The sequence below is a fragment of the Roseibaca sp. Y0-43 genome (assembly GCF_020667835.1).
In the GTDB taxonomy this organism is placed as follows: domain Bacteria; phylum Pseudomonadota; class Alphaproteobacteria; order Rhodobacterales; family Rhodobacteraceae; genus Roseinatronobacter.
This window is the reverse complement of record NZ_JAFMPR010000002.1, coordinates 17,519-31,729: the sequence shown is the minus strand read 5'-3', so window position 1 is coordinate 31,729 and position 14,211 is coordinate 17,519. Positions and strand designations below refer to the sequence as shown.

The following is a 14,211-nucleotide window of genomic DNA, read 5'->3' as shown; positions in this document are numbered from 1 at the left end:
GTAAACCCCGTCACTCCTGCCATTTGCCGGGCCGCGACGCGCGGTTAGGCAAAGGCCTCTGACGACAAGATCACGCCTAGACGCGCTGAAAGCAAGCCCAAGGCGTCCTCTGACCCGCGCCATGATGCAGCTTTGGCGGCAAACAGCGTGGCTTGCGAGCTATGGATGGGCGGGCCTTGCAGGATTTTCAGGTGGTTCGCGCGCAAGGTCTCGCCGGTAGAGGTGATGTCGGCCACCGCCTCGGCCGTCAGGTTGCGGATCGTGCCCTCGGTCGCGCCCTGGCTGTCGACCAGTTGGTAATCGGCCACGCCATGCGCGCGCAGATGGTCGCGCACAAGGCGGTGGTATTTCGTGGCAATCCGCAGCCGAAAGCCGTGACGCGCGCGAAAGGCCGCCGCCGCCGCATCCAGATCGTCGAGCGTGTCGACATCAACCCATGTGACCGGCACCGCCAAGATCAGGTCGGCATGGCCAAAGCCCATTTGCGCGACCTCGACCACTGACGCACGCCAGTCCGGCAAGGTTTCGCGCACAAGGTCGGACCCGGTCACGCCCAGATGAATGCGCCCAGCCGCCAGTTCGCGCGGGATTTCACTGGCCGACAAGAGCACCAGTTCCACCCCGTCGACCCCTTCGACAACGCCCGCATATTCGCGCGCCGACCCGGAGCGCGACAAGGTCAGCCCGCGGTCGGCGAACCACTCGAATGTCTGCTCCATCAACCGCCCCTTGGACGGCACGCCCAGCTTGATGGTCATTGCCCGCCCTCCAGACTGGCCAACAGGTCGGGCCGGATGACGCCGCCCACCGCCGGGATGGCGCGGCCTTGGCCCAGAACCGCCGTCAGCGCGTCATAGCGCCCGCCAGAGGCCACGGGCGGCAGGTCGTCGCGCGCGGTAAAGCCAAAGACGAAGCCGTCGTAATATTCCATCGTGGTGCGGCCGAAGCTTGCCTCGAACGGCAAGGTTTCGGTGTCGATCCCCGCCGCGTCCAGCGCATCGAGCCGCGCCTCCAGCCGGTCGAGCGCGGGCGCAAGCGCGTCCCAGCCCATGGCGCGCATCTGCTTCAGCGCCGCGCGCGCGGGTGCGGCGAGCGACAAAAGCGCCTCCAGCGCTTGCGCCTGCCCCTCGGGAATGGGGGCTGCGTCCGCGTCCTCCAGAAGCGAGGCGACGCGCTCGGCGATCTCGTCCTCTGACCGCAGGCCCAGATGGGGGCCGGCCTGTTCGATCAGAACAGCCGGCGGGGCCGTGCGCAACCGCGCGATCAGCGCCGCGCGCTCAGTGGCAAGCGCGCCCTGCCCGCGCATCCTCTCAAGCAGCGCCCGAAAGCGCTTGGGCCGCCAGACATGGCGCAACAGCGCCGCGCGCCGCCGATCCGACGTGGACAGCCCCGCCACGGCGGCGGTAATCAGGCCCATATCGCCCGTCACGGGGCGCAGGTTGTAGCCGTCCAGCAGCCGCGCGAACAATGCGAAGACCTCGGCATCGGCCTGCGCTTCGATATCGCGGGCGAAAACCTCGTAACCCACTTGCAGATATTCCCGCGCGCGCAGGCTGGATTGCTTGCGAAACACCGGCCCGGCATAGGCGTAGCGTGCGGGTTCAGCCCCCTCTGCCATATGCGCCTGCACCACCGGCACGGTGAAATCGGGGCGCAGCATCATCTCGCCCATCGCGGGGTCATGGGTGACATAGGCACGCGCGCGGATATCCTCGCCATACAGGTCCAAGAGCGTTTCCGCCGGTTGCAGAATGTCGGGCGTCACGCGCGCAGCACCTGCATCCAGCATCCGCGCCAGCAGGTCTTGGGCTATGTCCTCGGCGCGGCTCATGCGTAGCGGGCCAATATCTCGCGCACGGTGGCGACCATCTGCGCGCGCGGCACTTCGACTTGTTGAACCTGTGATTTCCATTCCTCGACAGAGGCTTCCGCCGCGATCTTCGCGCCAAGGATCAGGTCTTTCACCTGCACAACGCCCTTTGTCGCCTCATCCTCGCCCATGATGATGGCGACGGGGCTTTCGCGCTTATCGGCATATTTCAACTGGTTGCCGAAATTCTTGGGGTTGCCCAGATACATCTCGGCGCGGATGCCCGCTTGGCGCAACTCGTTCACCAGCGCCATGTAATCGGCCATGCGGGTGCGGTCCATGACGGTCACGACCACCGGGCCTTGCGCCTTTGCCGGCCCTTTACCTTTGGCGTCGAGCGCCGCCAGCAAGCGATCCACCCCGATGCTGACCCCGGTCGCGGGCACCGTCTGGCCGGTGAAGCGCTTGACCAGATCGTCATAGCGCCCACCACCTGCGACAGAGCCGAACTGACGCGGACGGCCTTTTTCGTCGAGGATTTCAAAGGTCAGTTCCGCCTCGAACACCGGGCCGGTATAATAGCCAAGGCCACGGACGACCGAGGGGTCGATCAGGATGCGGTCGGGGCCGTAGCCTTGGGCGGCGAGGAGAGAGGCGATTTGTTCGAGTTCTTCAACACCCTCTAGGCCCACGTCTGACGCGGGAATACCCGGAACAGAACCATCGACGAGACCGCGAAGGATCGAAATTGTGAAATCGTTAAGGCGTTGACGCCATTCATATGGAATGGCTGTGTTGCTATAGTCGCCCGCGAGTATAGCCTCGCGAGACTTTTCTTCTAACTTTCCGCCCGAACGGCTTTCCAAATCTGCTAGGTTCAGAAGTCTGCGTTCTCTTTGGGCTTCAAAGTCGAAGAATTGTAATACAACGTATGCCTCAGCATCGTTCAGCCCTGCCCCCTTCGTGAAGTCCCCGCTCTCATCCTTGCGCCCCTCACCGAGCAGCGCGCGCACGCCATCGACACCTAGACGGTCCAGCTTGTCGATGGCGCGCAGCACGATCCCGCGTTCATGCTCGAATTTCGAAGGGTCCGCCGGGTCCAGTATCCCCGCAACCTCCATCACGCCATTCAGCACCTTGCGGTTATTCACCCGGATCACGTAATCGCCGCGTGCAATCCCCACGGCTTCCAACGCATCCGCCAGCATGGCGCAAATCTCGGCGTCAGCCGCCACCGACGCGGCCCCGACCGTATCCGCATCGCATTGATAAAACTGCCGAAACCGCCCCGGCCCCGGCTTTTCATTGCGCCAGACCGGCCCCATGGCAAAGCGGCGGTAGGGCGTCGGCAAATCCTGCCGGTATTGCGCCGCCACGCGGGCCAAGGGGGCGGTCAGGTCGTAGCGCAAAGCCAGCCAATCGTCGTCTTCCTGCCATGCGAAGACGCCCTCGTTCGGGCGGTCCACATCGGGCAGGAACTTGCCCAAGGCTTCGACCGTTTCCACCGCCGAGGTTTCCAAGGCGTCGAACCCGTAGCGATGGTAGACCTCTGCGATCTTGTCCAACATTGCCTTGCGCGCGGTCACATCGCTGCCGAAATAATCACGGAACCCTTTCGGGGTCTGCGCTTTCGGACGGCTCGGGCCTTTGGATTTGGCCATCTGCGGGGCTCCTGTTTCGGGGTGTGCTTGTCGCAAATGGCCTTAGCCCAAGGGCTTGCGCGGGGCAAGGGCAAGGCCCGCGCGGCTTCTCCCCCGGTTTTCCACAGAGTTATACATTTTGCGATTTCCGCCCGAATCCGTTAAGACTCTGGCCTTACCAGATATAGCGGTGGCATGGCCCAAATGAACGAAATCAGCACGATCCGCCCCGAGGGTCCGGCAGAAACGCTGCCGCATAACATCGAAGCAGAGCAGCAGCTTCTGGGGGCGATTCTGGTCAATAACGATATTTACGACCGGATTTCGTCGCTGGTGAAGGCGGATCATTTCTATGAACCCGTCCATCAGCGCATTTTCGACATTGCAAGCGCGCGGATCGCAAAGAATGCTCTGGCCTCGCCGGTCACGCTCAAAGCCTTCATGGAAGATGACGAGGGGCTGAAGGAACTGGGCGGTGCGGCCTATCTGGCGCGCCTGGCGGCGGCGGCGATCTCGGCCTATGCGGCGCGCGACTATGCGCAGATGATCTACGACCTTGCCGTGCGGCGCGACCTGATCCGGCTGGGACAGGATATTGCCGCGCAGGCGCAAAAGATGGACGTGGCGTCAGAGCCGAAAGAGCAGATCGTCGAGGCCGAGCAGCGCCTGTATAAACTGGCCGAGCAAGGGGTTGCCGAGCGCGGCTTTCAAAGTTTCCTGAAAGCCGTGACGGACGCCGTGCAGATGGCCAATGCCGCCTATCAGCGTGACGGCGGGCTGGCGGGTATCTCGACCGGGTTGATCGACCTCGACAAGAAGCTGGGCGGGCTGCACCCGTCGGATTTGCTGATCTTGGCGGGGCGTCCGTCGATGGGCAAAACCTCGCTTGCCACCAACATCGCCTTCAACATCGCCAAGGCCTACCGCGTAGGCCGCAAGCCCGACGGGACCGAGGGCGCGATCGAGGGCGGCGCGGTGGGGTTCTTCTCGCTTGAAATGAGCGCCGAGCAATTGGCCGCGCGGATCCTTTCTGAGGCCGCCGAGGTGCCCAGCGAACAAATCCGCCGGGGCGACATGTCAGAGGCCGAGTTCCGCCGCTTTGTCGAAGCCGCCAAGGCGCTCGAATCCTGCCCGCTTTACATTGACGACACGCCCGCCCTGCCCATTAGCCAGGTCGCCGCCCGCGCCCGCCGCCTGAAACGCACACATGGGCTGGACGTGCTGATGGTGGACTATTTGCAGCTGCTGCGCGGGTCATCCAAGGAAAGCCGCGTGCAAGAGGTGTCGGAAATCACCCAAGGGCTGAAAGCCATCGCCAAGGAACTGAACATCCCCGTCATCGCGCTGTCGCAGTTGTCGCGGAACGTGGAATCGCGCGAGGACAAGCGGCCCCAACTGTCGGACCTCCGCGAATCCGGCTCTATCGAGCAGGATGCCGATGTGGTGATGTTCGTCTATCGCGACGAATATTACCGCGAGCGCGAAAAACCGGGCGAGGATGAGTTGGACAAGATGGCCGCGTGGAAGGCCAAGATGGAGCAAGTCCATGGCAAGGCCGAGGTCATCATCGGCAAGCAGCGTCACGGGCCGATTGGCACGGTAGAGCTGAAATTCGAAGGCCAGTTCACCCGCTTCGGCAACCTTGCCAAAGAATGGCAGCAGGATGGCGACCGGTTCTGACATCACCGGCGTGAACCATGTCACGCTGGTCGTGGCCGATCTGGACCGCGCGCTTGGGTTTTACTGCGAACGCTTGGGCCTTCGCTCGCGCGCACGCGGCCCGCGCTTGGCCTACCTTGAAGGGGGCGCGCTGTGGCTGTGTCTGGAACTGGGCCAGCCACAGCCCGCGCAAGATGACAGCCATATCGCGTTTTCGGTCACGCCAGAGGGGTTCGCGCGGCTAACCGCGCGGCTGAGCGATGCGCCGCGCTGGAAAGCGAACCGCTCGGAAGGCGCGTCGCTTTATTTGCAAGACCCGGACGGGCATAAGCTGGAGCTGCATGTCGGAACGCTTGCCTCTCGGCTGGCGCATTACGCAAAGACTAATCCCGAGATTGAAATCCTCGACTGAACTTTGCCGTGTCGCAACGCCTATAGGCGGGGATAGCCCGCCATCCCGTCATCCCAGATGATGCGGCAGATGCCCGATATCGGGCAGCACCAGATCGGCATGGGGCGCAAGGGTCGCTTCATCCGCCAGCCCCGTCAGCACGCCGATGCAGACCATCCCAGCAGCGCGCCCGGCATGCAGATCATGCGTGCTGTCGCCCACCATGGCCACGCTCTGCGGTGGCAGCCCTGCGCGGGCGGCAAAGCCCAGCAACATGTCGGGCGCGGGCTTGGGCGTATAGCCGCTGTCATAGCCCAGAACGTGGGCGAACTGGTTCGCGATCCCGGCACGGTCCAGATGCGCGCGCGCCGCCGCTTCGGCGTCATTCGTGGCCACACCCAGCACCAGCCCCCGCGCGCGCAAGCCCCCCAACAAGGGCGCAAGCGGCACGGGCGGGACCATATCGGCGGTTGTTGCACTGTCCAGAAGGAAGCCATCCAGCCCCGCCGCCCGCGCGGGCGGCAGATGCGGGCGGATCAGGTCGGCGGCTTCGGCCAACGTGCCCGCGATCAGTGGCGATGTGGGGGCAAAGGCGCGGGCGGCGCGGTCGAATTCCACCGCCTGCGCGATGGTATTGGCGCGCGCCGCGTCGCCCTCTGACAGCGTGTCGATCACCTCCGCGATCCAGCCCGCCCAGCTTGCGGCAAAGTCAAAGAGCGTGCCGTCCTTGTCGAACAGCACCGCGCGCAAGGCGGGCAAAGGCATGGATCAGAACACCATCGGCATGGCGCGGTTCATCTGGTCGATGGCGGCGCGCATCTCTGGGGTGATCGCGACATCCACCCCTTTCAGCAGATGCGCAAGCTGGTCAGACGTGGTTGCACCGATGATGGGCAAGGTCGGCGCGGGCCGCGTCAAGGTCCAGTTGATGGCCATATGCACCGCGTCGATGCCATGCTCGTTGGCAATCGCCAGATAGCCAGAGACCGCCTCGAACACGCGGCCCGTGATGCGCCCGCCCAGATCGTCATTGCGTGAGCGGCGAGAGCCGTCAGGCGTGACATTACCGGCGTATTTGCCCGTCAGCAGCCCCGCCGCCAAGGGGGTGTAGGCCAGAAGCGGGATCTCCTCGTTGAAGCACAGCTCTGCCATGTCCAGGTCGAAATAGCGGCACAGCAGCGAATATTCGTTCTGCATGGTCAGAACGCGGGGAAGCCCCTCTTCCTCGGCGATCCGCAACCACATGGCGGTGCCCCAGGCGGTTTCATTCGACAGCGCGATATGCCGGATCTTGCCCGCCGCAACCAGCTCTGCCGCGACATGCAGGATCTCGCGCATATGGGCGACCGTCTCGGTGCGGTTCTGGCCAGAGGGGTCGAAGCTCCAGCTTTTGCGGAAGTGATACGAGCCGCGATTGGGCCAGTGCAGCTGGTAGATGTCGATGCAATCGCTCTGCAAGCGGGCAAGCGACGCATCGACCGCCGCGCGCATCCGCTCGGGCGAAATCTCGACCCCGCCGGGGACCGCGTTCGACCCGGCCCCGGTGATCTTGGTGGCGATCACGGCATCCGCGGGTTTGCGGCTGGCCAGCCAGCGGCCGATGATTTCCTCGGTCCGGCCCGCGGTTTCCAGCGTGACCGGGTTGACCGGATACATCTCTGCGGCATCGAGGAAATTGATCCCCGCCTCCCATGCCATGTCCAGCTGGCGGTGGGCGTCGGCCTCGTCGGTCTGGCTGCCATAGGTCATGGTGCCAAGGCAATATTCCGACACCATCAACTCGCTTCGGCCAAGTTTCACTTTGCGCATCAAGGGCATCCTTCCTGTGTGTCGTGCTTGCGGCGCAACTTAGCGGCTGCGCGGGTAAGTTAAACCGTTTTTCTTGCTTTTTCGGGCGGGGCGCGCCAAAATGGAACATTATATGAACATTTGGAGCTGCCATGCTGGACGATCAGGGCTTTGCGCTGGACCAGGTGCTGACGCTTGCACCAGGGCGCGCGCATGAGTTTTGCGGGCCGGCGCGGCGCGTGCTGGCGGTCTGGGCCATGCCGGGGGCTGCGCCCGTGTTGTGGCTGCGCCTGTCGCACAATCCCGACCGGATCAGCCCGCAAGGGCTGGCGGACTGGGCGGACCCCGGCGGGGTGATCTGGGCCGAAAGCCCGCGCCCTTCGGAATTACTGGCCTGCGCCGAGGATGGCTTGCGCAGCGGGGCTTGCGCGCTGGTGGTGGTCGACCTGGCAGAGCCGGTGGCCATGACGCCCCTGCGCCGCCTGCATCTGGCGGCAGAGTCGGGGCTGGCAAGGCGGCGCGCACGCAACCCGGCGGCCAATCTGCGCGCGCTGGTGTTGACACCGGGGGATGGCGGCACGCCGGGGGTGGAAAGCCGCTGGCACATGGCCGCGTGCCCCGCGCGCGGCACCACGCCCGCCGACCCGGTGGGCATGGCATGGCGGCTGACACGCGCCCGCGCCCGCATGGCCCCGCCCGCAAGCTGGCATGTGCAGCGCGATGGCGGGCATCTGTGGCTGGAAGGCTTGGACGAGCCCGCGACGGGGGCAGCGGCTAGGACGGGGGCCAGCGGCTAGGCACGGCGCGATTGCAACCGGGGCGCGGGAATTGGCTTGCCACGTCCGTCGCCCGCGCGCTCCGTCGCGCGAAGGGCAAGGATGCGGGTGCGGACGGATTGAGCCGATGACGACGCGGCGGCACTCTGCTTTCGGGCGGGCAGGCCAAGACTTCGGAGGCTGCAAAGGCTGTAGGACAGCGGCACGAGCGTTCGAACCTGGCCCGCGCGCAAATGCCGCCAGATACCCCGGCTTTATGACCCGCTTGCGCGTGCGTGCCCCCCCCGGCGCGCGTATCAGCGCGGAATTTCCAGCACGCCCGTTTCCGTGACGATCAGGTCCAATTTCTCATCGGTGGATTCTGTCGGCACCTCGGGCTGTTCCTGAGCGACATAGGCCAGCCCCACGGCCAGCACCCTGCCCTGCGCGCGCAATTGCGCAAGCGTGCGGTCGTAAAAGCCGCCGCCATAGCCCAGCCGGTAGCCGCGCGCGTCATAGGCCAGAAGCGGCACGATCAGGATTTGCGGCACAAGCGCCTCTGCCTGTTCAGGCACACGCGCACCGAAGCGGCCCGGCACCATCGGCATGTCAGGGGTCCAGCGATGAAAGATCAGCGGGCTGTGCAACGCCGGGATGACGGGCACGCAGACCGGGCCGGGATGCGCGTGCATGGCCGGCAGCGGGCTGATCTCGCTGCGCATGGGCATGTAGCCGGCCAATATGCGACCACCAAGCGACGCGCCGAACCGCGCCTGCAAGACCTGTGTCAGCCGGTCACAGGCGGCCTGCGCTGCCGCTTGGGCATTGCCCTCATGCGCCTCGGCGCGGCGTTTGGCGGCGGCGGCGCGGCTGGCAGATTTGTCTTCGCTCATCCGGTCCCTGCCCCGTCATCTGCGGCTGGCCATACGGCCAGGCGCGGTCCATGGCAAAGCTTGCACGGCGCCAATACGCAGTCAAAGCCAGCACCGACGCAGCGCGGCGCGCAACCGACACGCACCGGATAGCAACCCCAGTGCCGTGAAACCCGGCCCTAGCGCGTGCGGGCCAGCACCAGACGCGCGCGCAGGATGTCGGCACACAGGACCGACACCAGAAACCCCATCGCCCCCGAGGCGCTGTAGGCGACCAGCCCCGCCGGGAAAGGCGCGTTCAGCCCAAGGGCCAATGCCCCGCCGAAAGCGCCGAAAACCATGCCGAATAGAACGTGCCCGATAACCATGTCGCTGCCCACTCGCTGTTTTGTTTTTCCAGCATAGTAGCAAGGTCTGACCAAAAAGTTAATCACTTCGTCCCGCGCGCGCCTCAGCCACGCCGCGCTTCGAACTCTGCATTCAGCCCGCGCACGAAATCGTTCAGCCCCGGCTGGCGGTCGCGGCGCAGGCGCTCGCCTTCGATGATGGCGCGCAGGCGGGACTCTGTCGCGTCCAGATCGTCATTGACCAGAACATAATCGTATTCCGCCCAATGGCTTATCTCGTCGCGGGATTTGCGCATCCTGCCTTCTATCACCTCGGCGCTGTCTTGCGCGCGCCCATGCAGGCGGCGTTCCAGTTCGGCAATCGAGGGCGGCAGGATGAAGATGGAAATCACGTCCTTGCCAAGACTGGAATTGCGCACCTGCTGCCCGCCCTGCCAGTCGATGTCGAAAAGCGTGTCGCGCCCGGCGTCCATCGCCTCGACCACCGGACCCTTGGGCGAGCCGTAGAAATTGCCGAACACCTCGGCATGTTCCAGCATCTCGCCCGCCGCGATCATGGCGGCGAATTCCTCGTGGCTGCGGAAATAGTATTCGCGCCCGTCCACCTCGCCCGCGCGCGGCGCTCGCGTGGTGGCAGAGACCGAGAAGCGCAGCGTATCGTCCCATGCCATCAGCCGCTTGGCCAAGGTCGATTTGCCCGCGCCAGACGGCGATGACAGGATGATGAGAAGCCCGCGACGGGTCATGTGTCTACTCCAGGTTCTGAACTTGCTCGCGCATCTGGTCGATGACGCTTTTCATCTCCAGACCGATGCGCGTCAACTCTATATGCTGCGCCTTGGAACAGAGCGTGTTGGCCTCGCGGTTGAATTCCTGCGTCAGGAAATCCAGACGCCGACCGATCGCGCCGCCTTCGGACAAAAGCGCACGGGCGGCGGCGCAATGGGCGTCCAGACGGTCCAGTTCCTCGGACAGGTCGGATTTGACGGCTTGTAGCGCCAGTTCTTGCTCCAGCCGGGCAGGGTCGGCCTGCGTACCATCGGTGAATTGCGCGATCACACCTTGGAACAGCGTGCGCAGCGCGGCGGCGCGTTCGGGCACGCGCGCGCGGGCATCCAGCACAAGCGCCGCGATCTGGTCGATCTGGCCCGACAGGATGGCGTGCAGCGCCTGCCCCTCGCCTTGGCGCGCGGCGTTGAAGGCGGCGAGCAACCCCTCCATATCCGCCAGCAGCAGCTTGCCCAATTCTGCCGTGTCGATTGTGGCAGCATCATGGCCGTCGGGGTTCAGGCCGCGCCATGACAGCACGTCGAGCGTAGTGGGCGCGCGCAGGTCCAGACCCTTGGCCGCGGCCTGCGCGTGCATCTGCGCAAGGGTCTGGAACAGGTCTTGCAGGGCCGCCTCATCAATGGGCGCGCGCCCCTCTGGCCGGACTGCGCGCAGCCGCAGGGACAGCGCCACATTGCCGCGCGAGATTTGGGCGGAAAGCTTGTCGCGCAAGGGTTTTTCCAGAAACCCGAAACCATCTGGCAGGCGCAGGCGCAGGTCCAGCCCGCGCCCGTTGACCGCGCGCAGCTCCCAATCCCATGTCATGCGTTGGCCTGCCAGATCGGCAGCGCCCTGTCGGCTGGCATAGCCGGTCATGGAATGCAGCATGTCCCCTCCGCATCTGGCCAAGCGGTTAACCATTTGCCCAGAATGTGGCAGAAATCTGTCACAATCTGGTCTATTAAGGGGGTGTTAACGGAGCTTGCCCAAAGATGAAAGTCAGAGCAGCCCCGAGCCTGTAATCCCGGTGCCCGGCGCGCCCTTCGCGTAAGAGAGACCTGCCAGATGAGTGACATGACCCGCTTCAACCGCCCCGAGACGCAGACGGACTATCCGCTGGTCGCACAGGTCTGCGCGCATTGGGCCAGCCTGCGCAGCCGCACCGCCCTGCCCGCCCGCGCCGCCCTCGACCCCGCCGCGCTGGCCGATGCGTTGCCGCATGTGTTCCTGGCCGAATTCGTCACCCCGCGCGTGGCCCGCATTCGCCTGTGCGGCCACCAGATAGAGGACGTGCTGGGCATGGACCTGCGGGGAATGCCGCTGACCGCCCTTTTTGGCCCCGACGCGCGCGAGGACATCATGTCGGCCCTTGAAATCGTTGGCCATGGCGCGCGCGCGACGCTGGCCTTGCAGGCAGAACGTGGCTTTGGCCAGCCCGAGATGAGCGCGCAGCTGGCGCTGATGCCGCTTTGCGACGCGAATGGGCGGATCACCCATGTTCTGGGCGTGCTGGAACGTCAGGGCCGGATCGGTCGCCGCCCGCGCCGTTTTGCAACGGCCAAAGCCGCCCCTGTCGCGCAGGACACGGCGCCCATGCTGCGGGTTATCACCGGCGGCAAAGCCTGATGAAAAAAGGGCCGAAGCGCTGTCACGCTCCGGCCCCGATTTTGCATGTCGCTACGCTTTAGCTGGCGGCGGCCAGTTTCTCGCGCCGCCCGTCCAGTTCTTCTGCCACCAAGAAGGCCAGTTCCAGCGATTGGCTGGCATTCAGGCGCGGGTCACAGGCGGTGTGATAGCGCTGTGACAGATCTTCGTCGCTCACCGCGTGCAGACCGCCGGTGCATTCGGTTACATCCTTGCCCGTCATCTCGAAATGCACGCCGCCGGGGATGGTGCCCTCGGCATTGTGCACGGCGAAGAATTCGCGCACTTCGCGCAGGATCGATTCAAACGGCCGGGTCTTGTAGCCGGTCGAGGATTTGATGACATTGCCGTGCATCGGGTCGCAGGTCCAAAGCACATTCGCGCCCTCTTCCTGCACTGCTTTAATCAGGCGCGGCAGGTGATCGCCGACCTGCCCGGCCCCGAAACGCGCGATCAGCGTCAGGCGGCCCGCTTCGTTGGTCGGGTTCAGCTTGGCCAGCAGCACTTTCAGGTCATCCGCCGTCAGCGACGGGCCGCATTTCAGGCCGATGGGGTTTTGCACGCCCCGGCAGAATTCGACATGCGCGCCATCGGGCTGGCGGGTGCGGTCGCCGATCCAGATCAGGTGGCCGGAACCGGCAATCGGCTGGCCAGAGGTCGAGTCGACCCGGCAGAGCGCTTCTTCGTATTCCAGCAACAGCGCTTCATGGCTGGTGTAGAAATCGACCGTCGCCAGGTCGCGGCTGGTCTCCGAGGTGATACCCGCCGCCGTCAGGAAGTCGAGCGTGTCGGAAATGCGGTTCGTCATCTCGCGGTAGCGTTCGGCCTTTTCGCCCTCGGAAAAGCCCAGCGTCCAGGAATGCACGCGGTGCATGTCGGCATAGCCCCCCGTCGAGAAGGCGCGCAGCAGGTTCAGGCTGGCCGCCGCCTGCGTATAGGCCTGCAACATGCGGTCGGGGTCCGGGATGCGCGCCTCTGGCGTGAAATCGAACCCGTTGATGATGTCGCCCCGGTAGCTGGGCAGTTCCACCCCGCCCATGGTTTCCATGGCCGACGAGCGCGGCTTGGCGAATTGGCCCGCCATCCGGCCCACCTTCACCACCGGCACTTTGGCGCCATAGGTCAGCACGATCGCCATTTGCAACAGCACCTTGAACGTGTCGCGGATGCTGTCGGCGTTGAACTCGGCAAAGCTTTCAGCGCAGTCCCCGCCTTGCAGCAGGAACGCCTCGCCACGGGCAGCCGCGCCCAGCTTGCGCTTGAGCGCGCGGGCTTCACCGGCAAAAACCAGCGGCGGGTAGCTGGAGAGTTTCGCCTCGACCCGGTGCAGCGCGTCCTGGTCGGGATAGTCGGGCATCTGGATGCGCGGCTTTTGCCGCCACGACGATTTGGTCCAGTTTTGTGTCATCATGCCCTCCGGGTGTCTGGTTGCGCCACCATGGTGCGCGTGCGCCACCCTATACAAAAGGCGTCCGGCGCTTGCAAATGCGTTTGCTCTTGCGTGGGAAAATGAAACCTGTTTGTGTCGATCAACTTCCGCGCAGCCGATAGCCCGTGCCAATGACGAAACCCGCCAGTCAGTCCAGCCCAGCGCATGTGGCGTTTTTGCTGCTGGACCGGTTCACCCTGATCGCCTTTTCTTCTGCGATAGAGCCGTTGCGTCTGGCCAACCGCGTGGCCGGGCGCACGCTCTATACATGGCAGTTGGTCAGCGAGCATGGCGGGTCGGTCAAATGCTCGAACGGAACGGAGATCGCGGGAACGACCAAGATGGACGACCTGCCGAATGACGCGCTGATCGTGGTCTGCGGCGGCGTCGATGTGCAGCGCGCGACCAGTGCGGGTGTGCTGTCATGGCTGCGCAAGCGCGCGCGGCATGGCAACCGCATCGGCGGTATTTGCACCGCGTCCTGGGCCTTGGCCAAGGCGGGGCTGCTGGATGGCAAACGCGCGACCATCCATTGGGAAAACTTCAATGCCATGGCAGAGGAATTCACCGAGGTCGATCTGGCGCGCACCGTCTTCGTGGTCGATGGCGCGCGCATCACGGCGGCGGGGGGGATCGCGTCGCTCGACATGATCCTTGCTTTGATCGCGTCGAGCCATGGCAGCGACCTGGCCAATTCCGTGGCCGACCAGCTTGTCTATTCCGCGATCCGCACCAACCGCGACACCCAGCGCCTGTCGATCCCGGCGCGCATTGGCGTGCGCCACCCCAAGCTGGCGCGGGTGATAGAGATCATGGAAAGCCATATCGAAGACCCGATAAGCCCGTCCGACCTGGCCGAGGCGGTCGACATGTCCACCCGCCAGCTGGAACGCCTGTTCCGCCGCTACCTGAACCGCAGCCCCAAGCGATATTACATGGAGCTGCGGCTGGAACGCGCGCGCAACCTGCTCATGCAGACGGATATGAGCGTCATCAACGTAGCACTGGCGGCGGGGTTCACCTCGCCCTCGCATTTCTCGAAATGCTACCGCGCGCAATATGATACAACGCCCTACCGCGAGCGCGGCGCGCATGGTGAAGAGTAGCG

15 protein-coding genes are annotated in these 14,211 nt (G+C 64.8%); 5 read left to right on the top strand and 10 right to left on the bottom strand.

Annotated elements, in window-relative coordinates; genetic code table 11:
- Window positions 1–44 precede the first annotated feature (44 nt).
- From hisG to hisS, 3 genes are read right to left on the bottom strand one after another with little or no spacing between them, the layout of a single operon-like run.
- Complete coding sequence (gene hisG, locus J1C52_RS02420) at window positions 45–758, bottom strand: ATP phosphoribosyltransferase (RefSeq protein ID WP_227426336.1); 714 nt, start codon at window positions 756–758, stop codon at window positions 45–47.
- Window positions 755–1,831 carry an ATP phosphoribosyltransferase regulatory subunit gene (locus J1C52_RS02415; RefSeq protein WP_227426335.1) on the bottom strand — a complete coding sequence of 359 codons (1,077 nt, stop codon included), beginning with the start codon at window positions 1,829–1,831 and terminating at the stop codon, window positions 755–757. Before J1C52_RS02415 ends, hisG begins: the two co-directional genes overlap by 4 nt.
- On the bottom strand, window positions 1,828–3,471 hold the full coding sequence (hisS, locus tag J1C52_RS02410) for a histidine--tRNA ligase (protein ID WP_227426334.1): 1,644 nt from the start codon (window positions 3,469–3,471) through the stop codon (window positions 1,828–1,830). Before hisS ends, J1C52_RS02415 begins: the two co-directional genes overlap by 4 nt.
- Window positions 3,472–3,654: 183 nt before the next feature.
- On the opposite strand from hisS, the gene J1C52_RS02405 reads away from it, so the two are divergent.
- Both J1C52_RS02405 and J1C52_RS02400 read left to right on the top strand, forming a co-directional pair.
- Entirely contained in the window at window positions 3,655–5,130 is a 1,476-nt protein-coding gene (locus J1C52_RS02405; RefSeq protein ID WP_227426659.1) for a replicative DNA helicase, read from the top strand.
- Entirely contained in the window at window positions 5,114–5,521 is a 408-nt protein-coding gene (locus J1C52_RS02400) for a VOC family protein (RefSeq protein ID WP_227426333.1), read from the top strand. Before J1C52_RS02405 ends, J1C52_RS02400 begins: the two co-directional genes overlap by 17 nt.
- 48 nt (window positions 5,522–5,569) lie before the next feature.
- Here the strand turns inward: J1C52_RS02400 and J1C52_RS02395 are convergent, their stop codons facing one another.
- The gene (locus tag J1C52_RS02395) at window positions 5,570–6,265 is read right to left on the bottom strand and encodes an HAD family hydrolase (protein WP_227426332.1); all 696 of its coding nucleotides are present in this window, start codon (window positions 6,263–6,265) and stop codon (window positions 5,570–5,572) included.
- 3 nt (window positions 6,266–6,268) lie between these two features.
- Window positions 6,269–7,309, bottom strand: coding sequence for an aldo/keto reductase (locus J1C52_RS02390; RefSeq protein WP_227426331.1), 1,041 nt, complete (start codon window positions 7,307–7,309; stop codon window positions 6,269–6,271).
- 131 nt (window positions 7,310–7,440) lie between these two features.
- Between J1C52_RS02390 and J1C52_RS02385 the strand changes: the two genes are divergently transcribed.
- The gene (locus tag J1C52_RS02385) at window positions 7,441–8,085 is read left to right on the top strand and encodes an ImuA family protein (protein WP_227426330.1); all 645 of its coding nucleotides are present in this window, start codon (window positions 7,441–7,443) and stop codon (window positions 8,083–8,085) included.
- Between the two features lie 275 nt (window positions 8,086–8,360).
- Here J1C52_RS02385 and J1C52_RS02380 read toward each other — a convergent pair whose 3' ends face one another.
- From J1C52_RS02380 to J1C52_RS02365, 4 genes are all read right to left on the bottom strand, one after another.
- A complete protein-coding gene (locus J1C52_RS02380) occupies window positions 8,361–8,936 on the bottom strand; it encodes a 5-formyltetrahydrofolate cyclo-ligase (RefSeq protein ID WP_227426329.1) in 576 nt (191 codons plus the stop codon).
- A gap of 158 nt (window positions 8,937–9,094) precedes the next feature.
- Complete coding sequence (locus J1C52_RS02375; protein WP_227426328.1) at window positions 9,095–9,283, bottom strand: hypothetical protein; 189 nt, start codon at window positions 9,281–9,283, stop codon at window positions 9,095–9,097.
- Window positions 9,284–9,366: 83 nt separating this feature from the next.
- Window positions 9,367–10,008 carry a guanylate kinase gene (gmk, locus tag J1C52_RS02370; RefSeq protein ID WP_227426327.1) on the bottom strand — a complete coding sequence of 214 codons (642 nt, stop codon included), beginning with the start codon at window positions 10,006–10,008 and terminating at the stop codon, window positions 9,367–9,369.
- A gap of 4 nt (window positions 10,009–10,012) precedes the next feature.
- The gene (locus tag J1C52_RS02365) at window positions 10,013–10,918 is read right to left on the bottom strand and encodes a YicC/YloC family endoribonuclease (RefSeq protein ID WP_227426326.1); all 906 of its coding nucleotides are present in this window, start codon (window positions 10,916–10,918) and stop codon (window positions 10,013–10,015) included.
- Window positions 10,919–11,095: 177 nt separating this feature from the next.
- Here J1C52_RS02365 and J1C52_RS02360 point away from each other — a divergent pair, with 177 nt between their 5' ends.
- The gene (locus J1C52_RS02360; RefSeq protein ID WP_227426325.1) at window positions 11,096–11,656 is read left to right on the top strand and encodes a PAS domain-containing protein; all 561 of its coding nucleotides are present in this window, start codon (window positions 11,096–11,098) and stop codon (window positions 11,654–11,656) included.
- A 58-nt stretch (window positions 11,657–11,714) separates the two neighbouring features.
- On the opposite strand, the gene J1C52_RS02355 is transcribed toward J1C52_RS02360, so the two are convergent.
- The gene (locus J1C52_RS02355) at window positions 11,715–13,082 is read right to left on the bottom strand and encodes a class II 3-deoxy-7-phosphoheptulonate synthase (RefSeq protein ID WP_227426324.1); all 1,368 of its coding nucleotides are present in this window, start codon (window positions 13,080–13,082) and stop codon (window positions 11,715–11,717) included.
- Between the two features lie 152 nt (window positions 13,083–13,234).
- Between J1C52_RS02355 and J1C52_RS02350 the strand changes: the two genes are divergently transcribed.
- Window positions 13,235–14,209 (top strand): GlxA family transcriptional regulator, encoded by a 975-nt coding sequence (locus J1C52_RS02350; protein ID WP_227426323.1) that lies wholly within the window; start codon window positions 13,235–13,237, stop codon window positions 14,207–14,209.
- Window positions 14,210–14,211: the final 2 nt, after the last annotated feature.

Coding starts and splice junctions, on each gene's coding strand:
- J1C52_RS02390 (WP_227426331.1), bottom strand. CDS start 7,309: ATGCGCAAAGTGAAACTTGGCCGAAGCGAGTTGATGGTGTCGGAATAT.
- hisS (WP_227426334.1), bottom strand. CDS start 3,471: ATGGCCAAATCCAAAGGCCCGAGCCGTCCGAAAGCGCAGACCCCGAAA.
- hisG (WP_227426336.1), bottom strand. CDS start 758: ATGACCATCAAGCTGGGCGTGCCGTCCAAGGGGCGGTTGATGGAGCAG.
- J1C52_RS02380 (WP_227426329.1), bottom strand. CDS start 8,936: ATGAGCGAAGACAAATCTGCCAGCCGCGCCGCCGCCGCCAAACGCCGC.
- J1C52_RS02350 (WP_227426323.1), top strand. CDS start 13,235: ATGACGAAACCCGCCAGTCAGTCCAGCCCAGCGCATGTGGCGTTTTTG.
- J1C52_RS02355 (WP_227426324.1), bottom strand. CDS start 13,082: ATGACACAAAACTGGACCAAATCGTCGTGGCGGCAAAAGCCGCGCATC.
- J1C52_RS02385 (WP_227426330.1), top strand. CDS start 7,441: ATGCTGGACGATCAGGGCTTTGCGCTGGACCAGGTGCTGACGCTTGCA.
- J1C52_RS02415 (WP_227426335.1), bottom strand. CDS start 1,831: ATGAGCCGCGCCGAGGACATAGCCCAAGACCTGCTGGCGCGGATGCTG.
- J1C52_RS02375 (WP_227426328.1), bottom strand. CDS start 9,283: ATGGTTATCGGGCACGTTCTATTCGGCATGGTTTTCGGCGCTTTCGGC.
- J1C52_RS02395 (WP_227426332.1), bottom strand. CDS start 6,265: ATGCCTTTGCCCGCCTTGCGCGCGGTGCTGTTCGACAAGGACGGCACG.
- J1C52_RS02360 (WP_227426325.1), top strand. CDS start 11,096: ATGAGTGACATGACCCGCTTCAACCGCCCCGAGACGCAGACGGACTAT.
- J1C52_RS02405 (WP_227426659.1), top strand. CDS start 3,655: ATGAACGAAATCAGCACGATCCGCCCCGAGGGTCCGGCAGAAACGCTG.
- J1C52_RS02400 (WP_227426333.1), top strand. CDS start 5,114: ATGGCGACCGGTTCTGACATCACCGGCGTGAACCATGTCACGCTGGTC.
- gmk (WP_227426327.1), bottom strand. CDS start 10,008: ATGACCCGTCGCGGGCTTCTCATCATCCTGTCATCGCCGTCTGGCGCG.
- J1C52_RS02365 (WP_227426326.1), bottom strand. CDS start 10,918: ATGCTGCATTCCATGACCGGCTATGCCAGCCGACAGGGCGCTGCCGAT.